Raw genomic sequence first — 24,480 nt, forward strand, 5'->3', positions numbered from 1 at the left:
CGGGCGGGGTCTCCTCGCCCGTGGCACTCCGCTCAGCCGTGCTCCTGCGAGCGCGGGTCGTCGATCGAGGGCCGGTCGGTGAACATCGGCGGCAGGTAGCGCAGCATCAGCACCGACCAGGTGACGTGGGTCAGCACCGGCGCCTGGATGCCGCCGGTGGCCCGGCGCTGCAGCCCGAACAGCAGGCCCATCACGGTGGCGGCCAGCACCAGCGCAGGGTTGCGGGTCGAGGTGGTGGCCAGCGCGTAGACGGCGGTGGACTTGAGCACCGGGTGCTCGGTGCCGACCGCGGCGTACAGCGCGCCCCGGAAGAACACCTCCTCGGCGATGCCGTTGGCCAGCGTCGTGGTCAGCACCAGCGGGTAGGAGCCCTGGTGGGCGTACCGCAGGATCCGGGTGATGGCGGCGTCCAGCACCGGGAAGGCCTTGGCCACCCGCGCGACGGCGAAGAACAGCCCGAACGCGCCGACGCCGGTGGCCACCGGGGTGAGCACCGGCCGGTGCAGGGTGTCCACCGGGGACTTCATCCACCCCAGGTGCAGCGGCCCGGAGGCGATCCCGCCGGCGAGCCAGGTGCCGGCCACGCCGAGGGTCATCGCGTAGAACGCCGTCGAGTTCGGCTTCTGCGCCAGCGACACCCCGAGCAGGCCGGCCCCGGCGACGGCGACCCCGGCGGTCACCTTGCGCCGGCGGGCGAAGGCCTCGTCGCTCTCCCGGTGGTTGCGCGGCACCTTGTCCACCAGCCAGTGCGGCAGCCGGCGGGCCAGCCGGTCGCGCAGCGCGTTGGAGGATCGGCGCGGCACCCACGGCAGGGCGCTCACCCGCGTGCTCCCCGCGCGAGCAGCCCGGCACGGCGCGGCCTGTCGCCGGCCGCCTCGCGGCGGGCCCGGGCCCGTTCCCCCAGCGCGGTCAGCACCGCCTCGTCGTAGCTCATCGGCTCGAAGGGCACGACCCGCCGGATCGAGTCGTCCCGCACGATCACCTCGTTGGTCATCGAGTCGATCAGCGACCGGCCGGTCTGCAGGTCCACGTCGGTGACCAGGGACAGCCAGCGGGAGGAGAGCTGCGGGCTGAGCAGCGGCACCGGCACGATCCACAGCTTGCGGTTCTGGATCTCCGCCACCCGGGTGAGCATCTCCAGGTACTCCAGCACGTCCGGCCCGCCGACCTCGAACACCCGGCCCCGCGCCTCGGGCGCCTCCAGCACGCCGACCAGGTAGCGGACCACGTCGGCGATCGCGATCGGCTGGGTGCGGGTGTGCACCCAGCGCGGGGTGACCATCGCCGGCAGGTGCGCCACCAGCTGGCGGGTCATCTCCCACGACACGCCGCCGTGGCCGACCACGATGCCGGCCCGCAGCACGGTCACCGGCACGCCGGTCTCGGCCAGCAGCCGCTCGACCTGGCGGCGGCTGCGCAGGTGCGCGGACAGGTCGTCGGAGTCCTCGCCCAGCCCACCCAGGTAGACGATCCGCTCGATGCCGGCGTCGGCGGCGGCGCGGGCGAAGGAGCGCGCGGCCGCGGCGTCCCGGGCCTCGAAGTCGGCGTCGTCCAGGGAGTGCACCAGGTAGTAGGCGGCCCGGCAGCCGTCCAGCGCGCGGCGCAGCGACGCCTCGTCCCCCACGTCGCCGGCCACGGGTTCACCCGCCCCGCTGTAGCGGTCGGGCTTGCGGGTCATCGCCCGCACCTCGTGCCCCGCCTCGTCCAGGGCTGTCGCCAGCCGTCTCCCCACGAACCCCGACGCGCCCGTCACCAGTACCTGCACGCCCCCCACAGTCGCCGTGTTCCCCCGATCCCGCCACCCGCGCCGTCGGCGCGACAGCGACCGGGTCGCCTGGCAGGCTCGGGCGACCGGTCCCCCGCCGACCCCGAGGAGCGCAGCCGTGCCCACCACCGCCCCGACGGCGCCGCGCCGGACGCCCCGGTGACCGCCCCCGAGCCGGGCCGCGAGCGCAACGTCCTCGACGGGCCGCTGGAACCGTGCGGCGTCGACCCGGTGACCGGCTTCTACCGGGACGGCACCTGCAGCAGCGGCCCGGAGGACCGCGGCAGCCACACCGTCTGCGCGGTGGTGTCGGCCGAGTTCCTGGCCGCGCAGCGTCAGCTCGGCAACGACCTGAGCACCCCGCGCCCGGAGTACGACTTCCCCGGCCTGCGCCCCGGCGACCGGTGGTGCGTGGTCGCCGTCCGCTGGCTGCAGGCGCTGGAGGCCGGCGCCCCGACCGGCGTCGTGCTCGCGGCCACCAACGCCCGCGCGCTGGAGATCGTGCCGCTGGAGCTGCTCGTCGCGCATGCCGTCGACGTCCCGGACGACCCCGGCGCACTCACCTGACCCACCGCCGGCGCGGCGGTTCCCCCGCGGACACGCCGTGTCCGGCGCCGATCGCGGGCGCGGTGTCGCGGAATCGTGTGGCGCGCGATCCAATTGGTCCGCTCGCACCGAACGCACAGGGTCGGCGCGAGCAGCCGGTGACTGCACGACCGCTGAGGAGTGGCATGAGCGACATGGGTGGACCGAGCAACGGCGCACGACCGGGGACGGCCCGGCCGGTCAACGGGGTGGCCAGGGCCACCCAGCTGCCCGGCGACGGCGGTGCCGGCCCGGCCCGGCGCCCGGTGGCGGAGAACCGCACCGGCAACCCGGGCGCGGGGGCGACCTCCACCGGGTCACCGGAGAAGGTGGTCACCGTGCACCGGATCGGCGCGCTCGTCGTCGCCGCGGTCATCGCCGTCTTCGGCATCCTGGGCTTCGCCGGCGGGCTGGGCTTCTTCGACACCGAGGGCACGACGGTGGCCGGGCTGTCCACCAACGGCCTGCTGTCGACGATCTCGCTGGTCACGGCGGCGGTGCTGGTGCTGGCGGCGCTGCGCAGCGCGCGCACCGCCTCGACGATCATGCTGATCGTCGGCGTCCTGTTCCTGGTCTCCGCCTTCGCCAACCTGGCGATCCTGGAGACCGACTTCAACCCGCTGGCGTTCCGGCTGCCCAACGTCTTCTTCTCGATCGCCGCCGGCCTGGTGCTCCTGGCACTCGGTGCCTACGGCCGCGTGTCGGGCAACCTGCCCGCCGACAACCCGTATCGCACCGAGGGCGACGCCGCCGAGGCCGACGCCCTGGACGACGACCAGGGCCTGCCCGAGACGCCGGCCGAGGTCGCCGCCGAGGCCGCCATGCGGGACGCAGAGCTCGCCGTGGTGAACCACACCGCCACCGACGAGCAGCGCCGCCGGGTGGAGGCGATGGCCCGGGTGCGCACCCGCCGTGACCGGCGCGAGGTGTGGATGGACCTGGACCGGCAGGCGGCCGGCCGCCCGACTCCCGAGCGCACCGCCGCGGCGCCGTCCCCGGTCGAGCGGATCAAGCGGCGCCTGGGGCGCTGACCGCACGGGAAGAGCGCGGCCGGGCCCGGGGTTCGCCCGGTGAGCCGCCGGCGTCCACCGATCGCCGGCGCCAGACCCGAGGAGCCCCGATGAGCGACCTGCTGGACCTGCCCGTCACCACGCTGGACGGCGCGGACACCACCCTGGGCGCGCTGACCGCCGGCCGGGTGACCCTGGTGGTGAACGTGGCCAGCCGGTGCGGCCTCACCCCGCAGTACACCCAGCTGGAGGCACTGCACGAGGAGTACGCCCACCGTGGCTTCACCGTGCTCGGCGCCCCGTGCAACCAGTTCGCCGGCCAGGAGCCCGGGACCGCCGAGGAGATCCAGGCCTTCTGCTCCGCCACCTACGGCGTCACCTTCCCGATGACCGGCAAGGTCGACGTCAACGGCGCCGGTGCGCACCCGGTGTTCCGCCGGCTCGCCGCCGTCCCGGACGTGACCGGTACCGCCGGCGACGTGAGCTGGAACTTCGAGAAGTGGCTGCTCGCCGCCGACGGGACGGCCGTGGCCCGCTTCCGCCCGCAGACCCAGCCCGACTCCCCCGAGGTGCGCGCCGCCATCGAGCAGGCCCTCGCCCGCTGACCACCCCGCCCCGGCTCCCGGCGATCATGGAGCTGCGTCAGCGACACGCCGGGACGGCGTTCACGCAGGTCCGTGATCGTCGCCGCCGGCTGGGCGGGCGGGCGGGCGGGCGGGCGGGTCAGAAGAGCAGCAGGTCCTGGTCGGGCGCGGGGCGGGCGGTCCCGGGCTCGGTGTCGAAGACGCCGTCCAGGCCGGCGAGCTGGAAGACCCGCCACACCGAGGGCTGCACCGAGCGCAGCACCAGCGTGGCCCCGCGGGCGTCGCACCAGCGCCGGAGGGCCACGAACGCCGACAGCCCGGCCGACCCGGTCCAGGGCACGCCGGCCAGGTCGAGCTCCAGCACCGAGCGCCCGGACAGCGGCGTGCCGGTCACGTAGGCCTCCAGCCGTGCGGCCGCGGCCGTGTCCAGCTCGCCGCGGACCAGCACGACCGCCCGCTGGCCGGTCGACCAGCGGTCCAGCCCCACCGACCTGTCCGGTGCGGGGCAGACCGGCGTCCACCACGGCCTCGACGTGCCCGACGCCCGGCCCAACCGCCGGTGCGCGTCCCACTCGTGTGCTCGGACCACGTGCTCGTTCCCCCTGGCGCCCGACCGGCGCACCGCGCCCGTCCGACCAGGAGACTACGTCGTCCCCCTCGTCACAGTCGTCACACGAGCACCACCGGTCACCGTGTCCGGCGTGTCGGCGCGTGCGTGTCGGATCAGCCCACGTGCACGTGCGGCCGCCGGGCCCGCACCGGCTCGGCCTCCCGGAGCACCTCGCGCGTCATCGGGGCCACCTCGCCGACGCCGAAGAGCAGGTAGCGCAGGAAGTTGGCGACCGGGTTGCCCTCGGTCCACTCGAAGTAGATGTGCGGCTGCGCGCCGGTGCGGTCGCGCGCGGCCAGGAGCAGCGCGGCCAGGGCGTTGGGCACGGTCGGGCTGGAGCAGGTGAGCACCCGGAACCGCCCGTGCACCACCTGCCCGCGCACGGCCAGCTCGCCCTCGAAGTCCGACGGGTCGCTGACGGTGACCTCCACGAAGACGACATCCTCGTCCGGGATGTCGTGGTCCTTGCGGATCTGCTCCAGCTTGGTGCGGTACTCCTCGACGTCGCGGCTGTCCGGCTCGTTGGCGATCAGCCGCAGCCGGCGCCGGGAGCAGTCGCGCAGGAACAGCTCCGCGCGCTCGTCGAACACCACGCCGGTGACGCGCAGCTCGAAGGACCGGGACAGCCGGGACACCAGCGAGATCGCGATGATCGCCGCGATGAACAGGGCCCCGATCTTGATCCCGTCCGGGCGTTCGACCACGTTGGCCGCCGTGGTGTAGACGAAGATCGCCGCGATCACGCCGAAGCCGATGGTGGCCCGGCGCTGCCCGGCCCGCCGGGCCGACAGCGTCACGGCGACCGAGGCCGACGTCATCAGCACCAGCACGCCGGTGGCGTAGGCGCCGCCCTGGGCGTCGACGTCGGCGTCGAAGACCCAGGTGATGAAGAAGGCGGCCCCGGTGAGCACCAGGACCAGGGGCCGCACGGCACGGGCCCAGGTCGGGGCCATGCCGTAGCGGGGCAGGTAGCGGGGCACCAGGTTGAGCAGCCCGGCCATCGCCGAGGCACCGGCGAACCACAGGATGACGATCGTCGAGACGTCGTAGAGGGTGCCGAACCCGTTGCCCAGGTACTCGTGCGCCAGGTAGGCCAGCGCCCGCCCGTTGGCCTCGCCGCCGGGCTCGAACTCCTGCTGCGGGATCAGGAACGTGGTGATGATGCTGCTGGTCACCAGGAAGACGCTCATGATCAGCGCCGCGGTGGTCAGCATGCGGCGGGTGCCCCGGATGCGGCCGGTGGGCTGCGCCTCGGTGTCGCCGGGGTCGCCCGCGACGCTGGGCATCACGGCCACGCCGGTCTCGAAGCCGGACAGGCCCAGCGCCAGCCGGGGGAACACCAGCAGCGCCACGCCCACCGCGAGCACCGGGTTGCTGTGCTCCAGGCTCACCGCGTTGGTCCAGCTGCCGACGAGACCGTCGGTCGTGACCACGTGCCACAACCCCACCACGACGACGACGGTGTTGAGCGTGAGGTAGACGGCCACGATGCCCACCGCGATGCCGATCGCCTCGCTGAAGCCGCGCAGGAACACCGCGCCGAGCAGGGCCAGCAGCCCCAGCGTGATGAGCACCCGGTGCCCCTCGGCACCCTCGGGCACGTAGGGGTTCTCGATCACGTGCGCGGTGGCGTCGGCGGCCGAGAGCGTCATGGTGATGATGAAGTCGGTGGCGGCGAAGCCGAGCAGGACGAGGACGAAGACCTTGCCCTTCCAGAACGTGAGCAGCCGCTCGAGCATGGCGATCGACCCCTCGCCGCGCGGGCTCTCCGCGGCGACCCGGCGGTACACCGGCAGCGCGCCGAGCAGGGTGAGCGCCACCAGCACCAGCGTGGCCACCGGCGACAGCACGCCGGCGGCCAGCGCGGCGATCCCGGGCTGGTAGCCCAGCGTGGAGAAGTAGTCGACGCCGGTGAGGCACATGACCTTCCACCACGGCTTGGTGGCCACCTGCTCGGAGGGCTCGACGTGCGGGCCGGGGTGGTTGCCCGCCTGGTGGGAGAGGCCCTGGAGCAGCCAGTCCCGCACCGGGCGGTGCTCGGGGACCCCGGGGGCGTCCTGCTGCTGGGTCGTCGTGGCCACCGGGGGGTCTCCTGGTCTGCGGGGCGCGTGCCCCGGTCCAGGGCACACCCGTCGACGGTAGGGCGGTCCGTGCCGCTCCGGGCCCGCGCCGGCGTCAAGATCCCGTCAAGACCACCCGTCGCGGGGGTGTCGTCCCCACCCCGTCCGGACGACGGGATCCGCAGCCGGCGGCGGCGCCCAGGACCGTTCTCGTTGACAGACCGACCCTCCGGCAGTGGGATCAGCGGCAGGAACGGCGCGCGGCACCGTCGCCCCTCCCGGCGGCGGTGCGACGGCGGCGCCGAACGGACCCCCGGAGGAGCACACGTGGGCGAGACCCTGGACCTGAGGAACGTCGTCGGCGGCGAGCACGTGGACACCCTCGACGGGCGGACCTCCGACCTGGTCGACCCGTCGACCGGCGACGTCTTCGGCACCGCACCGGTCTCGGGCCCGGAGGACGTCGACCGCGCCTACGCGGCGGCCGCGACCGCCTTCGAGACCTGGCGCGACGTGACGCCGTCGGAGCGGCAGCGGGCACTGCTGCGCTTCGCCGACCTGGTGGAGGAGCACGCCGACGAGCTGGTGGCCCTGGAGAGCCGCAACACCGGCAAGCCGCTGGGGCTCACGGCCAGCGAGGAGGTGCCGCCGATGGTCGACCAGATCCGGTTCTTCGCCGGTGCCGCCCGGGTGCTGGAGGGCCGCGCCGCCGGGGAGTACATGGCCGGGCACACCTCGTGGGTGCGCCGCGAGCCGATCGGCGTCGTCGGGCAGGTGACGCCGTGGAACTACCCGATGATGATGGCGATCTGGAAGATCGCCCCGGCGCTGGCCGCCGGGAACAGCATCGTGCTCAAGCCCAGCGACACCACCCCGGTCACCACGCTGCGGCTGGCCGAGCTCGCCGCCGAGTGCTTCCCGCCCGGGGTGCTCAACGTGGTGTGCGGCGACCGGGACACCGGCCGCGCGGTGGTCGAGCACCGCACCCCCGCGCTGGTGGCCATCACCGGCTCGGTGCGGGCCGGTGTGCAGGTGGCCACCTCGGCGGCCAAGGACCTCAAGCGGGTGCACCTGGAGCTGGGCGGCAAGGCCCCGGTGGTGGTGTTCGACGACGCCGACCTGGCGGCCGCGGCGGAGGGCATCGCCACCGCCGGGTACTTCAACGCCGGGCAGGACTGCACCGCGGCGAGCCGGGTGCTCGCCGGGCCGGGCATCTACGAGGACTTCGTCGCCGCGCTGACCGAGCAGGCCCGGGCCACCTCCACCACCTACGCGAACGGCGCCGGCGACGCCGACGCGCTGGTGCCACCGGTGAACAACGCCGCGCAGCTGGCCGCCGTCACCGGCTTCCTGGACCGGGCACCCGGGCACGCCGAGGTGACCACCGGCGGGCGGCGGCAGGGCGACCGGGGCTTCTACGTCGAGCCGACCGTCGTCGCCGGCCTGCGCCAGGACGACGAGATGGTGCAGCACGAGGTGTTCGGGCCGCTGATCACCGTGCAGCGGTTCACCGACGAGGAGGAGGCGGTGCGCTGGGCCAACGACGTCGACCTGGGCCTGGCGTCGTCGGTGTGGACCCGCGACTTCGGCCGGGCGATGCGGATGAGCCGGCGCCTGGACTTCGGCTGCGTGTGGATCAACACCCACATCCCGGTGGTCGCCGAGATGCCGCACGGCGGGTTCAAGCACTCCGGTTACGGCAAGGACCTGTCGATGTACGGCTTCGAGGACTACACCCGGGTCAAGCACGTCATGGCCAACATCGAGAGCTGAGCGGTGCTCCCGCACCGGCGCTGCCGCGGACGGCGACCCCGGCGACACGGGTTCCGCGCGTGGTGTCACCTCCGGACGACGCTTCCCGCGGCCGTGGTCGCACGCAGCTACGCTCCCCGTCGTCCGGAGGTTCTCCCAGGGGGCGGTGGCGCATGACCCGGTACGGCGCGCAGTTCGGTCCGGACGTCACGTTCCTCGGCGTGGACCGGTGCGACCTGTCGGACCCCGCCTCGTTCGCCGAGGCGGACGTGGTGGTGATCGGGGCGCCGTTCGACGGGGGCACCTCGCACCGGCCGGGCACCCGGTTCGGCCCGCAGGCCATCCGGACGACCGACTACCTGGGTCACGACGGCTCCCGCCCCAGCCTCGCACTGCGCACCGACGGGCTGCGCGACCTGCGGGTGCTGGACGCCGGTGACGTCGAGATGCCGCCGGGCCACATCGAGACGTCGCTGACCCGGCTGCGCCAGGCGGTGTCCACGGTGGCCGCGGCCGGCGCGATCCCGGTGGTGCTGGGCGGGGACCACTCGGTGGCCTTCGCCGACGCCGGCGGCGTGGCCGACGTGCTCGGCCACGGCCGGGTGTCGATGATCCACTTCGACGCGCATGCCGACACCGGCGACATCGAGTTCGGCAGCCTGTGGGGCCACGGCCAGCCGATGCGCCGGCTGATCGAGAGCGGCGCGCTGCGCGGTGACCGGTTCCTGCAGATCGGCCTGCGCGGGTACTGGCCGCCGCCGGAGACGCTGGCCTGGATGGCCGCCCAGGGCCTGCGCTCCTACGAGATGACCGAGATCGGCCACCGCGGGCTGGCCGCCTGCCTCACCGAGGCGTCCGCGATCGCCACCGACGAGTGCGACGGGGTGTTCCTGTCCGTCGACATCGACGTCTGCGACCCCGGGCACGCGCCGGGCACCGGCACCCCGGAGCCCGGTGGGCTGACCGCGCGGGAGCTGCTGGACGCCGTCCGCCGGCTGTGCCTGGAGCTTCCGGTGGTGGGCATCGACGTCGTCGAGGTCAGCCCGCCGTACGACCACGCCGACATCACCGCCGCCCTGGCCAACCGGGTGGTGCTGGAGGCCCTGTCGGCGATCGCGCGCCGCCGCACCGGCGTGCCGTTCGACCCGTCGCTGCCGCTGCTCGCGGACAGGGACACCCCGTGAGACACCCCCTGGACCCGCTGACCGCCGAGGAGTTCCGGCAGGCCGCAGCCGTGCTGCGCCGGGACCGGGGGGTGGGGGCCCGGTGGCGGTTCGCGTCGATGGAGCTGTGGGAACCGGCCAAGGACGTCGTCCGCGGCTGGCAGCCGGGGGACGCGATCCCGCGAGAGGCACGCGTCGTCGTCTTCGACCGGGACGCGAACGCCGCCTTCACCGCGCGGGTGTCGATCACCGACGACGCCGTCCTGGAGTGGACACCGGTGCCCGGCGAGCAGCCCAACATGACCGTCGACGAGTGGCACGAGGCGCACGAGGCGCTGATCGCGCACCCCCGGGTGGTGGCGGCGCTGGCCGCCCGCGGCATCACCGACCTCGACCTGGTGCTGATCGACACGTGGGCCTACGGGCACTCGCTGATCCCCGCGCGGTTCGCCGACCGGCGGGTGGGCTGGACCGACACGTGGGTGCGGGCCACGCCCACCGGCAACCCGTACGCACACCCGGTCAACGGGCTGCACTTCGTGATCGACCTCAACTCCATGGAACTGCTGGACGTCGAGGACACCGGCTCGGTGACCCGCCCGACCGGGACCATGGGCGAGTACGCGCCCGGCCTGGTGCCCGGGCTGGTGCTGCGGACCGACCTGCGGCCGGTCGAGGTCACCCAGCCCGAGGGCGTCTCGTTCGCCTTCGAGGGGAACGAGCTGCGCTGGCAGAACTGGTCGATGCGGCTGGGCTTCACCCACCGCGAGGGCCTGGTGCTGCACCGGGTGGGCTTCGACGGCCGCCCGATCGCGCACCGGATGAGCTTCGCCGAGATGGTGGTGCCCTACCGCGACCCGGGCGAGGACCACTACCGGCGCACCGCCTTCGACATCGGCGAGTGGGGCCTGGGCTTCATGACCACCTCCCTGGAGCTGGGCTGCGACTGCCTGGGCGAGATCACCTACCTCGACGCCGTGCTGCACGACAGCGCCGGCGAGCCGTACACGATCGCCAACGCGATCTGCGTGCACGAGGAGGACGACGGCGTCCTGTGGAAGCACGTGGACGAGCGCGCCGGGGCGGAGGTGCGGCGCTCCCGGCGGCTGGTGGTCAGCTTCCACGCCACGGTGGCCAACTACGAGTACCTCGTCTACTGGCGCTTCCACCTGGACGGCAGCATCCAGTGCGAGGTGCGCGCCACCGGGATCATGGTCACCGCGCACGTCGAGGGCGACACCGTGCCGCCGTACGGGCCGCTGGTCGACGACCACACGTACGCGCCGATCCACCAGCACTTCATCGTCGCCCGGCTGGACATGGAGGTCGACGGGCCGGCCAACACGGTGGTGGTCAGCGAGAGCGAGGCGCTGCCGGTGAGCGAGCGGAACCCGTACGGGCTGGCCGTCGTGCAGCGCGAGCGTCCGGTCGAGCGCGAGGGCGGCCTGGACGTCGACTGGGCCTCCCAGCGCGCCTGGAAGGTGACCAGCGCCGAGCGCACCAACGCGTGGGGCCGGCCGACCGCCTACAAGCTGGTGCCGCGGGCCGCCGTCCCGGCGATGGCCGACCCGTCGTCCCCGCTGGTGCAGCGCGCCGGCGTCGTCGAGCACGCGCTGTGGGTCACCCCGTACGCCGACGACGAGCGCTGGCCGGCCGGCGAGTTCTGCAACCAGAGCCGCCGCGACGCCGGCCTGCCGGAGTGGACGAAGGCCGGCCGGTCGGTGGTGGGCACCGACCTGGTGCTCTGGCACGTCTTCGGCATCCACCACGTGCCCCGGCCCGAGGACTGGCCGGTGATGCCGGTCGACATCGTCTCCTTCGAGCTGGCGCCGGTGGGCTTCTTCGACCGCAACCCCACCCTCGACGTGCCCCCGAGCAGGTCGGCCCACTGCTCCCCCGGGCCCGCGGACCCCAGCTGACCGACCGAGCAGCGGCCCGTGGGCGGCCGTTACGGGGGCGGGGGGTGGCCGCCTGGAGGCCACTGCTCCCTCGGTGGTCCTGTGCCGGCTGCCCCGGCCCGACGTGACCGGCCCGGCTGCCCGGCCCGGACGGCCGGCCCCGGCTGGCCGGCCCTGGCTGCCCGGCCAGGGGTGTCCGACCCGGGCGTTGGCCCGGCTGCGGCCATCTCGGAGGTGGTCATTGCCGCGGGAGGGCCACTGCTACCCCCGGCTGACCTCGCGGACAGAGCGACGCGGCGCGCGGCCAGCGGCACCGACCCGACCGCGGTGCACCAGTGGCCCGGGATCGGCCGTCCCGAAGGTCCTGGTGGCCGCCGGAGGGCCACTGGTCAGGAGCACACCCACCGGGGACCACGGCGACGACGGACCCGCTCAGCGTCGGACGGCGGTCAGGGCCGCCAGCGAACGCACAGCGCCTGCTGCCCGAGCGGGACCATCGTCGTACCGCGGCGGGACGCCTCGGCGGCGACGACGGCGGCGTGCGCGTCGAGCAGCTGCTCCCGGCGCTCCGGGCTCATCACCGCGTACGCCGAGTACGTGGCCTCCCGGGCGCGCACCTCCGCGGCGGTGACCTCCCAGGTCCACGGGAACGAGCGGTGCTCCAGCTCGCCGGCCGGCAGCCCCGGCACCTCCGGGGTCTCCGGCACCACGTCGCCCTCGTCGGGGTCGTCGTCCGGGTCCAGCCGAGCCAGCCGGTGTTCCCAGGGCTCGACCGGCCGGGCGGCGTTCCACACCAGGCCGAGCCAGCCGCCCGGCCGAAGCACCCGGCGCACCTCGGCCACCGCGGCCTCGTGCGGGAACCAGTGCCACGCCTGGGCGACGAGGACAGCGTCGACGCTCTGCGCGGGCAACGGCAGCGCGTCGGCGCCGGCGAGCAGCGCGCGGGCCGCGGGGTGCCGGCGGCCGAGCACCGCCAGCATCCCCGGGTCCGGCTCCACGGCGGTCACCTGCAGGCCCCGCTCCAGCAGCGCACCGGTGAGCTTCCCGGTGCCGGCCCCCACGTCCACGACGTCGGCGGCCCCGGGCGGCAGCAGCCAGTCCACCGCAGCAGCGGGGTAGCCGGGCCGCCGGCGGTCGTACTCCTCGGCGAACCCGCCGAACACCCGCGCCCGCCGTCCGTCCAGGTCACCGAGTCCGCCCACCCACCCACCGTGCCACGGGGGCACCGGCCGCCGACGCCGGGTCAGTCCGGGTCGGTCAGCTCGCGGTGCACCCGGTCGGCCTGGGCGCGGACGAAGTCCTCGTCCAGCGGCAGCACGCGGAGCAGGTGCCGGTAGAACAGCGGGCCGACCAGGCTGTCCACCACCTCGGCCGCGGCCCGGCCGGCCACCTGCTCACCCCGGTCGGCCGCCCGCTGGAGCAGGGTGGCGACGTCGGCGGTGTACCCGTCGACGAAGGTCCGCAGCACCCGCCGCTGCTCCGGGTCGTCCACCGCGGTGGTCACCAGGGTGGCAGCCACCCGGCCCCAGGAGTTCTGCAGGCCGTCGGCGAAGGCCAGGGCGTAGTCGCGCAGGTCGTCGCGCAGGCTGCGCCCGGGTGAGTAGCCGACCAGCGCCGCGTCGGAGAAGGCGTCGCGGAGGATCTCCTCGCGCGTGGTCCAGTGCCGGTAGACGGTGCTGGGCGAGACACCGGAGCGGGCGCAGATAGCGCTGATCGTGACGTCCAGGAACCCGACCTCGAGCAGCAGCTGCCGAGCGGCGTCGAGCACCTTCGCCCGGGTCCGGGTCACCCGCGGGTCCTCGTGCGGTGCCCGGTCGGCCTCGTCCATGGTCCCGCGGACCCTACCGACCCTGGACTTGTAGAAGTGCGCGCTTCTAGAGTGCGCGCATGTCCTCCACGGCCGTCGACCGCTTCGACCCGATGTCCCCGAGCTTCGCCGCCGAGCGGTTCGCGCTGATGAGCGAGCTGCGCGCCCAGGCGCCGGCCGTCTTCGTCCCCGGCATCGGCATGTGGGCGGTGACCGGCTACGACGCCGTCCGGGAGGTGCTCGGCGACGAGGAGCGGTTCCCGGCCGGCGGCGGCTACAACGCGCTACGACACCTGTCCGCGGAGGCCCGCGCGGTGTACCCGGTCGACGGGCCGCTGTTCGCCTACGCCGTGATCAGCACCGACGACCCGCTGCACGCCCGGCTGCGGGCCCCGATGACCGCCGCCTTCTCCCCGCGCCGGGTCCAGGCCCTGGACGCGGTCGTGCGTGCCGACGCCGAGCAGATCGCCGGGCAGGTCGCCGCCCGCGTGCAGGAGCAGGGGCAGGCCGTGGACCTGTACGAGCAGGTCTGCCGCCGGCTCCCGCCACGCACCATCTGCCGGGTGTTCGGCCTGCCCGTCGAGGAGGCGCCCCGGTTCTCGGCCTGGTCGGCGTCCTTCATCGCCCTGCAGGTACCCGGCCTGCCGATCGAGGCCCAGGTGCAGGCGATGACCGACATCGCCGAGTTCGACGCCTACGTGCGCGACATCGTCACCGGCGACCTGTCCGGCCTGGACGACGGCGTCCTCCGCACGCTGGTGGAGGGACGACGCGACGGCACCTGCGACCTCACCGAGGACGAACTGGTCGGCAACCTGGCCAACGTCCTGTTCGCCGGGCACGAGACCACCGTCGGCACCATGTCGAACATGCTGGTCCGGCTGCTGCGCGACCGGGACCACTGGGCCGCCCTGGCCGCCGGCGCCGACCCCGCGCCCCTGCTGGAGGAGCTGCTGCGGATCGACACCTCGGTGATGGGCCTGTTCCGCAGCACCGCCGCCGCCACCCGGGTGGACGGCGTCGAGGTGCCCGCGGGCGCCCCGCTGTGGGTGGCGTTCGGGGCGGCCAACCGCGACCCGCGCGCCTTCGACCGGCCGGACGAGGTGCTGCTCGACCGGCCCCGCACGCCGGTCCCGCTCACCTGGGGCCACGGGGCGCACTACTGCATCGGGACGGCGCTGGCCCGCCAGCAGCTGCGCGCGGTGATGACCGCGCTGCCCCGCGCGTGCCCGGCGCTGCACCTGGTCGGCGACGTCGTGGAGGTGCCCAACCACATCGCCCGGGTCTCCGTGGCCATCCCGGCCGGCCGGCAGCAGCCGTGACGACGCTGACCCTGCCCACCGGGGACGTCGACCTGGGGCTGACCCTGGCGCCGTTCACGATGCTGACCCGGGACCCCACGCTCCGGCTGGCACCGGGCCGGTTCGAGCGGGCCAGCCCCACCCCGGAGGGCCCGGGCACCGTGGTGGTCACCTGGGACGGCACCCGCCCGGAGGCCCGGGTCGAGACGCACGGCGACGGCGCGGCGTGGCTGGCCGACCGCGCACCGGACCTGCTGGGTCTGCGCGACGACGCGACCGGCTTCGACCCGGCCGAGGGCCCGCTGCGCGCACTGTGGCGCCGCCACCGGGGCGACCGGATCGCCGCGACCGGCACCCTGTGGCACGACCTGGCCTGGTTCGTCGTGCAGCAGCGGGTGACCCGCGGGGAGGCGGCGGCGCAGTGGTCCCGGCTGGTGCGCGGCCTGGGCACCCCGGCGCCGGGCGCCGAGCACCTGGTGGTGCTGCCGCCGCCGGCGGTGGTCGCCCGGCTGGGGTACGCCGACCTGCACCGCTTCGGCATCGAGCGCCAGCGGGCGGACACCCTGGTCACCGCGGCACGCGCGGCGCACCGGCTGCACACCGAGCCCGTCCTGGACCGGGACGCCGCGCTGGCCGCGCTGGGCGCGGTGCGCGGCGTCGGGCCGTGGACGACCAGCTGCCTGGCCACCTCCACCTTCGGCGACCCGGACACCGTCATCACCGGGGACGCCAGCATCCCCTCGCTGGTCGCCTGGGTGCTCGCCGGGGAACGCCGGGCCGACGACGCCCGGCTGCACGAGCTGCTCGCACCGCACCGCCCGCACCGCTACCGGGTGATCCGGCTGGCCTTCGCCAGCGGCGCCCGGCCGCCGCGGCACGGCGCCCGGACCGCCCCGCACGACGTGCGCCGGCGCTGAACTGCACGGAGCGAGGACGTACCACCAGGCGCACCGGCGCCCGGCCGTCAGGCCGACGGGCCGCAGGCGCCGTCCCGGAAGACGGCGTACACCAGGTCGGCCGGGTCGCGGCCGTCGGCAGGCGGGTGCACGACCGCGCTCTGCAGCAGGGCGAACCACTGGTCGGCGAGCCACGGGGCGGGGACGTCGTCGCGCAGCACGCCGGCGGCCTGACCGCGGCGGACCAGGTCGTGCACCAACCGGTCGATGCGCACCGCGTCCGGGCGGGTGGCGAGGTCGGGCACGGTCGAGGAGCCGCTGACCAGCAGGCCGATCAGCACGATCGCCTCCGGTCCCACCGAGCAGGCGGCGCGGGTCAGCCGGGCCAGGGCCACCTCGGGGTCGTCGTCGGCGGGCCGGCCCCGGGCGAGCAGGTCGGCGGCGACCGCCAGGGCGCGGTCGACCACCGCGTCGACCAGCGCCGTCCGGCTGGGCACGTGCCGGTAGACGGTGGCCCGGGCGAGCCCGGTGGCCCGGACGACGTCCTCCAGGGTGGCGTGCGGGTCCCGGGCCAGCTCGGCGGCACCGACGGCCAGGATGCGCTCGCGGTTGCGCGCCGCGTCCGCACGCACCCGCCCCTCCCCCGTCCCTGCCACGACACCCCCTCCCTGACTTTTTCGGGCTCAAGCACGAAGTCGTACGGTAGCGTCTCACTTATCAGAGACGCATCAGTCTGACTTCGTGGAGGGCCCGTGCTGCACCTCGTCAGGTCCGGCCGGTGAGCGCCGGGCTGCTGCTCGCCATCGCCGGCCTCGCCGCGCTGGACTCGCTCAACCCGGCGACCACCGGCGCGGTGGTCCTCGTCCTGCTCCTGCCGGTGCGCCGTCCGGTGGCCAGCGCGCTGAGCTTCGTCGCCGGGGCCTACCTGACGGTGCTGCTGCTGGGCGTGGTGGTGTTCCTGGCCGCCGACGCCGCCGCGGAGTCCGTCACCGGCGGGCTGGTGTGGGTGCGCCGGGTGGCCTTCGGGCTCGCGGCGCTGATCCTGCTGGTGACCGCGGTCCGCAGGCTCTGGCCACGCCACCGGGCGGCCGTGACGCTGCCGTCGTGGTTCTCCCCGCTGACCGCCGTCCCGCTGGGCGCCCTGGTGACCGGGGTGGACCTGCCCAACGCCTTCCCCTACTTCATCGCGATCGAGCGCCTGGTCAGCGCCGGGGTCGAGCCGCTGCCCGGGCTGGCGGTGCTCGCCGGGTACGCCCTGGTGTACTGCTTGCCGTGCCTGGTGCTGCTCGCGGTCGGCCGGTTCTACGGCGACCGGGTGCGGCGCCGGCTCCAGCCGCTCTACGACCGGGTGGGTGGCGCGAAGGACCTGCCGCGGAGCATCCCGGCAGCGCTCGGGCTCACCGCACTCGCCGGCGTGCTCGCCGCGGTGGCGGTCACCAGCTGACCCGCACGGAGCGGGTCACGACGACCACGACGGGCGCGCAGCAGGGCGTCCGCACGCTCGGCCACGGCTGACCCGGGCCGCTGCGACACCCGGCGGCCGGACTGGCCGTGATCAATCGGCAGCGGCTAGTGTTCTCCGGAGCCCGAGCAGAGGGCCTCCGGCGCACACCCGCCCGCGAGTGAGCCCGCTGCGCCCCGGAGGTCGTCGTGCACCAGCTCGTGGCCGCACTCGCCCTGGTCGTGGCCCTCCAGTACGCGGTGATCGCCTTCGGCGTCGTCCCGGTGCTCGCCCGGCTGGCCCTGCGCCAGGGGCGGGCCGTGCAGGCGGCGCGGTGGGGGGCGGCGGCGTTCTTCGCCGGCTGCGCGGTGACCCACGTGATGATCGCCGTGGCCGCCCTTCAGGAGACCTCGGCCGCCCCGGGGCACGGGGTGGCCGTGGGCGGGAGCGGCCTGACGGCACTGTGGCAGCACGTCCTGCCGCACGTGGCCCAGGTGGTGGGCGGCGGGCTCTTCATCGCCGTCGCCCACCACCGGCTGTCGCTGAGCATCATGACCAAGACCGAGGCCCGCGAGCTGCACGAGCTCGAGGAGCACCTGCGCACCGTCTTCGACGAGGCCCCGGCCGGGGTCGGCCTCTACGCGCTGGACCCGGAGACCGTCCAGCTGGGCCGGGTGCTGCAGGTCAACCCCGCCCTCTGCCGGCTCGTCGGCCGCGACGAGCAGACGCTGCGCGAGACGGCCTACCGCGACCTGCTGGTGCACCGCACGGACTGGGAGGACACCCGGGACGCGCTGCGCGAGCTGCTCACCGGCCGCGAGCCGAGCGTCGAGCTCGAGCAGCCCTACCTGCACCAGGACGGCCACGAGTTCTGGGCCCACGTGATGATCTCGCTGACCCACGACGAGGCCGGGCAGCCGCTGCACTGCGTCGTCCAGGTGCGGGACGTGACCGACGACCGGCACCGGGAGAGCCAGCTGCGCCACCTGGCCGAGCACGACTCCCTCACCGGCGTGTTCAACCGGCACCGGTTCGGGGCGGAGCTGGACCGGATGGTGGCCACGGTGCACCGCTACGGCGAGACCGCGGCGCTGCTGGTCGTCGACCTCGACCACTTCAAGTTCGTCAACGACACCTACGGTCACGCCACCGGCGACCGGCTGCTGCACACCGTGGCCAGCGTGCTGTCCAGCCGGCTGCGCAGCACCGACGTGCTGGGCCGGCTGGGCGGCGACGAGTTCGGCGTCCTCCTGCCGCACACCTCCGAGGCCGGCGCCTCGGCGCTCGCGCAGTCGCTGCTGCAGGCACTCCGGGACGAGGCCCACGTGCAGGTGATGGACCGGTCCGTCCGCGCGGCCGCCTCGATCGGGGTGTCGATGATCTCGCCGACCGACGCCGTGGTGGACGCCGACGCGCTGCTCGCCCAGGCCGACATCGCGATGTACGAGGCGAAGGAGACCGGCCGCGACCGGGTCGCCAGCGCGGACGGCGCCGTGCACGGGACCGCCCGGATGCGCGCCCGGCTGAGCTGGTCCGAGCGGGTCCGCGACGCGCTGGACCGCGGCGGCTTCCAGCTGTGGGAACAGCCGATCCTGGACCTCGCCACCGGGCGGTTCGACCGGTCGGAGCTGCTGCTGCGGATGGTGGACGCCGACGGCTCGCTGGTCCTGCCCGGGCACTTCCTGGAGGTGGCCGAGCGCTTCGGCCAGGTGCAGGGCATCGACAGCTGGGTGTTCTCCCGGGCGATCCAGCTGCTGGAGCTGCGGCACGCCGCCGGGGACACCCGCAGCGTGGAGATCAACCTCTCCGGTGCGTCGCTGACCGACGAGGCGCTCATCGACCGGATCTGCCACCAGGTGTCCGGCGCGGCGTTCGACCCGTCCCGGCTGATCGTCGAGGTCACCGAGACCGCGGCCGTCGGCAACACCAGCCTGGCCCGGACGCTGGCCTCCCGGCTGGGGGACGCCGGCTGCCGCTTCGCCCTCGATGACTTCGGCAGCGGCTTCGGGTCCTTCTACTACCTCAAGCACCTCCACTTCGACGGCGTGAAGATCGACGGCGAGTTCGTCAAGGACCTGCCCGAGTCCAGCACCGACCTGGTGATGCTCGACGCCATCGTGGGCATGGCCCGCGGCCTCGGCAAGGAGGTCACCGCGGAGTTCGTGCAGAACGACGCCACGATCGCCCTGCTGCGGGAGCGTGGCGTCGGGTTCGCGCAGGGCTTCCACATCGCCCGGCCGCACCCGGTACCGGAGTTCGAGGGGCGGGACACCGAGTGCCTGGACGAGGCTGCCGCCCCCCGGCCGACCGTCGTGGCCGGGTCGGTCTCGCGGGACTGACCGAGCTCGCCGGACCGATCGAGCCCGCCGGACCGATCGAGCCCGCCGGACCGATCGAGCCCGCCGGACCGATCGAGCCCGCCGGACCGACCGGACCCGCGGGACCGACCGGGGGTCAGCCTCGGGCAGTCCAGGCCGCCCACAGGCGGGCGTACCGGCCACCGGCGGCGACCAGTTCGGCGTGGGTGCCCTGCTCGACGACCCGGCCGGCGGCCAGCACCACCACCCGGTCGGCCCGGGCGGCCTGGGTGAGCCGGTGGGCGACCACCAGCGTGGTGCGGCCGGCGGTCGCGGCCGTCGCCGCCTCCTCCAGGTCGCGCGCGCCGGCGCTGCCGGCCTCCGCGGTGGCCTCGTCCAGCACGGCCACCGGCGGGTCGGCGAGCACCAGCCGGGCCAGCGCCACCTGCTGGGCCTGCGGCGCGGTCAGCTCGTGCCCGCCCTCGCCCACCACGGTGCCGGTGCCGTCGGCCAGCGCGGCCACCCAGTGCGCCCCGACGGCGTCCAGCGCGGCGGCCACCTCGGCGTCGGTGGCGCCCGGGCGGGCCAGGCGCAGGTCCTCGGCGAGGGTGCCGGCGAACACGTGCACCTCCTGGCTGACCAGGCCGACCAGCGCGCGCAGGTCGTCCACTCCCCGGCCGTCGACGAGCACCGTGCCCGCCGTCGGGGTCAGCGAGCCGGCCAGCACCCCGGCCAGCGTGGTCTTGCCCGCGCCGCTGGCGCCCACCAGCGCCACCCGCTCCCCCGGCGCCAGCACCAGGTCGACGTCGTCCAGCACGAGCGGGCCGTCCTCGTAGCGGTGCGACACCCCGCGCAGCTCCAGGGCCGGCCGGGCCGGCGAGGGCACTCGGGTCGGCGGGTCCGCCGCGGGCAGGTCGGCCACCCCGACCAGGCGCACCAGGCTCGCGCCGGCGCTCTGCACGTCGTCGAAGGTGAACAGCAGCAGCCCCAGCGGGCCGAACAGCCGGTGGAACAGCAGCGCTGCGGTGGTCACCGCGCCGACGGTCACCGCCCCGTCGCGCACCAGCCAGGCACCCACCCCGAGCACCGCGGCGAGCCCGACGTACTCCGCCCTGTTCATCCGCCAGCCGAAGTCGCTGTAGAGCCGGAACACCCGCAGGCCCAGCTCCAGTGCCCGGGCCGAGCGGTCGGTGACCACGGCCCGGTGCCGGGGCTCGTCGGCGTAGGCCCGCACCGTGTCCACGCCCTGCACCGAGCTGACCAGCGCCTGCGAGCGCTCCCCCATCGCCACCCGCTCGGCGGCGTAGAGCGGGGCCGACAGCGGCAGGTACCAGCGCAGCGCCAGCAGGTACAGCGGGACGACGGCGATCCCGGCCAGCGCCAGCCGCCCGTCCAGCACGCCCAGCCCGGCGACGGTGAGCAGCACGGTGAGCCCGGCACCGATCACCTGCGGCAGCCCGGTGGTGACCGACTCGGCCACCTCGGCGACGTCGTCGCCCACCCGGGCGAGCAGGTCCCCGCCGCGCACCCGGTCCAGCGTCGCCGACGGCAGGTGCAGGGCACGGTCGACGACGGCCTCGCGCAGCCGGGCCAGCACCGTCTCCCCCAGCCGGCTGATCAGCAGCGTGGACAGCCCGGTGAGCACCGCGACCAGCACCGCGGCCCCGGCGAGCGCTGCCACGAACGGCCACACCGAGCCCCCGTCGGGGACGGCGTCCACCAGCCGGCCGAGCACCGCCGGGGCGATGAGCCCGGCGCCGGCCGCGGCGACGGCGAGCAGGATGGTGAGCGCGCTCTGCCCCGGGCTGCGGCGCAGGTGCGCAGCCACCACCCGGGCGGCCCGCCGGCCGGTCGCCACCGGCAGCAGGGCCGGCTGCGGCGTCGAGGTGCTCACCGCAGCACGGCCGCGGCGTAGTCGGCCCGGCCGGTCAGCTCGGCGTGCGTGCCGGTGGCGGTGACCCGGCCCCCGGTGAGCACCACGACCCGGTCGCAGCGGCCCAGCAGCGCCGGGCTGCTGGTCACCAGGACGGTGCTGCGGCACAGCCGGGCCCGGTCGTGCCGCACCGCGACCAGCCCGGCGGCGACGGCCTCCTCGGTGACGGCGTCCACCGCGGTCGTCGGGTCGTGTAGCACCAGGACGGCGGGGTCGCGCAGCAGCGCCCGGGCCAGCCCGACCCGCTGCCGCTGCCCACCGGACAGCGACCGCCCACGCTCGCCGACCGGCAGCCCCAACCCGGCCGGGACGACGACGTCGGTGGCCGCGGCGGCCTCCAGCGCGGCCAGCACGGCGGCGTCGTCGCGCTCGGCGGCCGGGTCGAGGGCCGCGCGCACCGTGCCCTCGAACAGGACCACGGCGTGCGGCTCGACCAGCACCGCGCGGCGCACGTGCCCGGGCGCCAGGGCGCGGGTGTCGACGCCGTCGAGCAGCACCGACCCCTCGTTGGCCGGCAGCCGCCCGGCCAGCAGCGCGACCAGCGACTCGGCGTCCCGGGGGTCGGGGGCCACCACGCCCAGCAGCTCACCGGGCGGCACGTGCAGCGTCGCCCCGGCCAGGCTGCCGGCGCGCACGTCGCGCAGGTGCAGCTCGGCGGGGCCGGGCCGCGGCACCTGCCCGGCCTCGTGCGCGGCGGGCAGGGCGAGCACCCCGGCGATCCGGGCCGCCGACGCGCGCGCCTCGGCGACCTTCTGCCCGGCGAAGCCGAGCAGGCCGACCGGCTCGGCGAGGAACTGGGCCAGCCCGACGACGGTGACCAGCTCGCCCACGGTCAGGTCACCGCGCAGCGCCAGCGCCCCGGCGACGCCGGCCACCGCGGCGAGGAACAGCCCGCTGCCCAGCACGGTGGCCCCGCGGTAGGCGCCCACCGCACCGGCGGCCCGCAGCGTCGAGCGCAGCGCGGTGGCACTGGTGCGCCGGTAACGCTCGGTGGCGGCGTCCTCGGCGCGGATGCCGCGCAGCACCCGCACGCCCTGCACCAGGTCGGTGGCCAGCGCCGCGGTGCGCGCGACGTCGGCCTGCTGGGCGGCGGTGCGCCGGGTGAGCAGCGGCGCCAGCAGCTGCAGCGCACCGACCAGCATCGGCGTCCCGACCAGCACGCCGATGCCCAGCGGCACGCTGACCAGCAGCAGGCTCACCGCGGACACCACCAGCGCGGTCGTGCCGGCGACCAGGACCGCGGCTGCCTCCAACACCCGGCCGGTGCGCTCGGCATCGGAGGTGGCGATGGACAGCAGCTCACCGGTGGCCGGGGCGCCGCGCAGGCCGTGCGGGTCGAGCACCCGGCCGGCCAGCTCGACCCGCAGCTGGTGCGACTCCCGGTACCAGGCCGCCACGACCGCCCGCGCGCCGAAGCGGTAGGCCTGCGAGAGCACCAGGAAGAGCACCGCCGTCCCGCCCAGGCAGGCGGCCAGCGCCGGCAGCGACCCGGTCGCCACCGCCCGGTCGATGGTCAGCCCGATGGCCACCGGCACCAGCGCCTCGCAGGCCTGGTGCAGCGACAGCAGCACGGCCGCGGTGCCCAGCCGGCGGGGGTGCCGGCGCAGCGCCCGGCGCAGCACGGCGCGAGCCGTCGTCGGCACCCGGGGTCTCCCGTCGTCGATGTGGTGGGTCGCGCGGGCCCTGGTCGAGGCGACCACCCTGCGTGCGACCCGGTCAGGTTAGCCTGCCCTTCTCTCGATGATCATGAAGGAGTCCGATGAGCACCCTGATCGCCCCCGAGCGCCCGATCACCCGCCGGACGCTGCTGGGCGCGGGCCTCGCGCTCACCGCCCTGCTCGCCGCCTGCGGCACCGACGAGGCCCGCGAGGCGGCCGGCGGCGGGGACGACGCCTACCCGCGCACGGTCACCGACGGCGCGGGCGTCGACGTCGTCATCCCGACCCGCCCCCGCCGCATCGCGTGCGGGCAGAACGTGTGGGACCTGGACGCCGTCCTCGCGCTCGGCGTCGCGCCGGTGCAGATGGGCCTGCGCGACTTCGCCGAGTACACCGGCAGCCCCACGGTGTCCTGGCCGTGGCACGAGCAGGCCCTGCGGGGGCTCGGCGACGCCGGCGCGGACGTGCAGCGGCTGCCGGTCGGCGAGGAGCCCGACATCGAGGCGATCGCGGCGAGCCGGCCGGACCTGATCATCGGCGACACCTTCATCGGCGACGCGCGGGACACCCTGACGCCGCTGGCCCCCGTGCTCCAGGTGGCGTCCTTCGACTGGCGGCAGAACCTGCGCATCGTGGGCGACGCGCTGGACCTGCGCGCCGAGGCCGACGAGCTGATCGAGCAGACCGACCGCACCATCGCCGCCGCCCTGGCCGACCGCGACCTGGCCGGGGCCACCGTCGGGGTCTTCGCCGTCTACGACACCACCGCGTTCTACGTCTTCGGCGACGCCACCATCCCGACCGTCGACCTGTTCCAGCGGGCCGGCTTCAGCCTGGTCGAGGACCTGGTTGCCGCGGCCACCCCCGAGGAGCCGCGTGTCGAGTACTCGATCGAGGAGATCGGCCGGCTCGCCCCGGCCGACGTGCTGCTGGTGGTCGACTACAGCGCCGGCGCCGCCGCCTCCACCGAGCTCGCCGGGCTCTCGCTGTACGCGCAGCTGCCCGCGGTGCAGGCCGGCCGGGTCGTCGTCGTCCCGCAGGGGGAGCTGGCGCAGGGCCTGTCGGTGTTCGGCCCGCTGAACGTGCAGCTGGGGCTGGACCTCGTCACCCGGGCCGCGGACACGCTGGCCTGAGCCGGAGCCGTCAGAGGACGGCGTCCCCGGTCTGCTCGGGCCGGCGGGTGCCCCAGGCGTAGGTCTGCTTGCGCAGGCCGAGGTAGAGGAACGTCTCGGTGGACTCCACGCCGGCGACGCCACGGATCCGGCTGACCGTGTCCAGCAGCTGGTCGTCGTCGGCGCAGACCACCTCCACCAGCAGGTCCAGCGAGCCGGCGGCGATGACCACGTAGTCGACCTCCTCGAACCCGGCCAGGGCGTCGGCGACCACGCGGGTGTCCCCGTGGGTACGGATGCCGACCATCGCCTGCCGCGCGAAGCCCACCTGCCGGGGGTCGGTCACCGCGACGATCTGCATCACCCCGGCGTCCAGCAACCGCTGCACGCGCTGCCGGACGGCAGCCTCGCTCAGCCCGACCGCCTCGGCGATCCGGGCGTACGGGCGGCGCCCGTCCTCCTGGAGCTGCTCGATGATGGCCCGCGACAGGTCGTCGAGCACCACCGGCCGCTGTTCGCGGGACGTCATCGTCCGGCCCTCCCCACGACGGATCCGTCGTCCGGACCCCTCTCGACAGCCGCGGAGCGTAGCCCTCCCCGCCACGCTG

At 75.3% G+C, this 24,480-nt stretch carries 21 protein-coding genes; 11 read left to right on the forward strand and 10 right to left on the reverse strand.

The genetic code is table 11. The features are described 5' to 3' along the window. Positions 1–32: 32 nt before the first annotated feature. Entirely contained in the window at positions 33–821 is a 789-nt protein-coding gene (locus G1H19_RS03945) for a CPBP family intramembrane glutamic endopeptidase (RefSeq protein WP_162393296.1), read from the reverse strand. Next, positions 818–1,774: an NAD(P)H-binding protein gene (locus G1H19_RS03950; protein ID WP_328593533.1), complete on the reverse strand. Its 957-nt coding sequence runs from the start codon at positions 1,772–1,774 to the stop codon at positions 818–820. The genes G1H19_RS03945 and G1H19_RS03950 overlap by 4 nt, the downstream gene beginning before the upstream one ends. A gap of 150 nt (positions 1,775–1,924) precedes the next feature. Here G1H19_RS03950 and G1H19_RS03955 point away from each other — a divergent pair, with 150 nt between their 5' ends. From G1H19_RS03955 to G1H19_RS03965, 3 genes are all read left to right on the forward strand, one after another. Further along, a complete protein-coding gene (locus tag G1H19_RS03955; protein ID WP_162393294.1) occupies positions 1,925–2,332 on the forward strand; it encodes a DUF2237 family protein in 408 nt (135 codons plus the stop codon). 164 nt (positions 2,333–2,496) lie between these two features. Further along, positions 2,497–3,381 (forward strand): DUF4383 domain-containing protein, encoded by an 885-nt coding sequence (locus G1H19_RS03960; protein WP_235909812.1) that lies wholly within the window; start codon positions 2,497–2,499, stop codon positions 3,379–3,381. Positions 3,382–3,470: 89 nt separating this feature from the next. Beyond that, the gene (locus G1H19_RS03965; RefSeq protein WP_152730310.1) at positions 3,471–3,965 is read left to right on the forward strand and encodes a glutathione peroxidase; all 495 of its coding nucleotides are present in this window, start codon (positions 3,471–3,473) and stop codon (positions 3,963–3,965) included. A gap of 118 nt (positions 3,966–4,083) precedes the next feature. On the opposite strand, the gene G1H19_RS03970 is transcribed toward G1H19_RS03965, so the two are convergent. Together G1H19_RS03970 and G1H19_RS03975 are read right to left on the reverse strand one after the other, a co-directional pair. After that, positions 4,084–4,533 (reverse strand): STAS domain-containing protein, encoded by a 450-nt coding sequence (locus G1H19_RS03970; RefSeq protein WP_152730311.1) that lies wholly within the window; start codon positions 4,531–4,533, stop codon positions 4,084–4,086. A gap of 134 nt (positions 4,534–4,667) precedes the next feature. Further along, positions 4,668–6,635, reverse strand: a complete 1,968-nt coding sequence (locus G1H19_RS03975) for an amino acid transporter (RefSeq protein WP_162393293.1) — start codon at positions 6,633–6,635, stop codon at positions 4,668–4,670. A gap of 306 nt (positions 6,636–6,941) precedes the next feature. On the opposite strand from G1H19_RS03975, the gene G1H19_RS03980 reads away from it, so the two are divergent. The 3 genes from G1H19_RS03980 (at position 6,942) to G1H19_RS03990 (ending at position 11,448) form a co-directional block, all read left to right on the forward strand. Further along, on the forward strand, positions 6,942–8,387 hold the full coding sequence (locus tag G1H19_RS03980) for a gamma-aminobutyraldehyde dehydrogenase (protein WP_162393292.1): 1,446 nt from the start codon (positions 6,942–6,944) through the stop codon (positions 8,385–8,387). Between the two features lie 152 nt (positions 8,388–8,539). Next, positions 8,540–9,550, forward strand: a complete 1,011-nt coding sequence (gene speB / locus G1H19_RS03985) for an agmatinase (protein WP_152730312.1) — start codon at positions 8,540–8,542, stop codon at positions 9,548–9,550. Next, entirely contained in the window at positions 9,547–11,448 is a 1,902-nt protein-coding gene (locus G1H19_RS03990; protein WP_162393291.1) for a primary-amine oxidase, read from the forward strand. Before speB ends, G1H19_RS03990 begins: the two co-directional genes overlap by 4 nt. A gap of 428 nt (positions 11,449–11,876) precedes the next feature. On the opposite strand, the gene G1H19_RS03995 is transcribed toward G1H19_RS03990, so the two are convergent. Further along, complete coding sequence (locus tag G1H19_RS03995) at positions 11,877–12,629, reverse strand: class I SAM-dependent methyltransferase (RefSeq protein ID WP_162393290.1); 753 nt, start codon at positions 12,627–12,629, stop codon at positions 11,877–11,879. 41 nt (positions 12,630–12,670) lie between these two features. Further along, on the reverse strand, positions 12,671–13,255 hold the full coding sequence (locus G1H19_RS04000; protein ID WP_152730314.1) for a TetR/AcrR family transcriptional regulator: 585 nt from the start codon (positions 13,253–13,255) through the stop codon (positions 12,671–12,673). A 59-nt stretch (positions 13,256–13,314) separates the two neighbouring features. On the opposite strand from G1H19_RS04000, the gene G1H19_RS04005 reads away from it, so the two are divergent. Both G1H19_RS04005 and G1H19_RS04010 read left to right on the forward strand, forming a co-directional pair. Next, positions 13,315–14,556 (forward strand): cytochrome P450, encoded by a 1,242-nt coding sequence (locus G1H19_RS04005; RefSeq protein ID WP_152730315.1) that lies wholly within the window; start codon positions 13,315–13,317, stop codon positions 14,554–14,556. Next, a complete protein-coding gene (locus tag G1H19_RS04010) occupies positions 14,553–15,452 on the forward strand; it encodes a DNA-3-methyladenine glycosylase family protein (RefSeq protein ID WP_152730316.1) in 900 nt (299 codons plus the stop codon). The genes G1H19_RS04005 and G1H19_RS04010 overlap by 4 nt, the downstream gene beginning before the upstream one ends. 47 nt (positions 15,453–15,499) lie before the next feature. Here G1H19_RS04010 and G1H19_RS04015 read toward each other — a convergent pair whose 3' ends face one another. Further along, complete coding sequence (locus G1H19_RS04015; protein WP_152730317.1) at positions 15,500–16,063, reverse strand: TetR/AcrR family transcriptional regulator; 564 nt, start codon at positions 16,061–16,063, stop codon at positions 15,500–15,502. Positions 16,064–16,209: 146 nt separating this feature from the next. Between G1H19_RS04015 and G1H19_RS04020 the strand changes: the two genes are divergently transcribed. Then, a complete protein-coding gene (locus G1H19_RS04020) occupies positions 16,210–16,875 on the forward strand; it encodes a GAP family protein (protein ID WP_162393289.1) in 666 nt (221 codons plus the stop codon). Positions 16,876–17,081: 206 nt separating this feature from the next. Beyond that, a complete protein-coding gene (locus tag G1H19_RS04025) occupies positions 17,082–19,211 on the forward strand; it encodes a putative bifunctional diguanylate cyclase/phosphodiesterase (protein ID WP_152730319.1) in 2,130 nt (709 codons plus the stop codon). Between the two features lie 115 nt (positions 19,212–19,326). On the opposite strand, the gene G1H19_RS04030 is transcribed toward G1H19_RS04025, so the two are convergent. Together G1H19_RS04030 and G1H19_RS04035 are read right to left on the reverse strand one after the other, a co-directional pair. Next, complete coding sequence (locus tag G1H19_RS04030; RefSeq protein ID WP_162393288.1) at positions 19,327–21,063, reverse strand: ABC transporter ATP-binding protein; 1,737 nt, start codon at positions 21,061–21,063, stop codon at positions 19,327–19,329. After that, a complete protein-coding gene (locus tag G1H19_RS04035) occupies positions 21,060–22,745 on the reverse strand; it encodes an ABC transporter ATP-binding protein (RefSeq protein WP_202925967.1) in 1,686 nt (561 codons plus the stop codon). Before G1H19_RS04035 ends, G1H19_RS04030 begins: the two co-directional genes overlap by 4 nt. A 116-nt stretch (positions 22,746–22,861) precedes the next feature. On the opposite strand from G1H19_RS04035, the gene G1H19_RS04040 reads away from it, so the two are divergent. Then, positions 22,862–23,893, forward strand: coding sequence for an ABC transporter substrate-binding protein (locus G1H19_RS04040; protein ID WP_152730320.1), 1,032 nt, complete (start codon positions 22,862–22,864; stop codon positions 23,891–23,893). Between the two features lie 10 nt (positions 23,894–23,903). Here G1H19_RS04040 and G1H19_RS04045 read toward each other — a convergent pair whose 3' ends face one another. Further along, complete coding sequence (locus tag G1H19_RS04045; RefSeq protein ID WP_152730321.1) at positions 23,904–24,401, reverse strand: Lrp/AsnC family transcriptional regulator; 498 nt, start codon at positions 24,399–24,401, stop codon at positions 23,904–23,906. Positions 24,402–24,480 lie beyond the last annotated feature (79 nt).

The sequence above is a fragment of the Goekera deserti genome, from assembly GCF_010685995.1.
GTDB classification, from domain to species: domain Bacteria; phylum Actinomycetota; class Actinomycetes; order Mycobacteriales; family Geodermatophilaceae; genus Goekera; species Goekera deserti.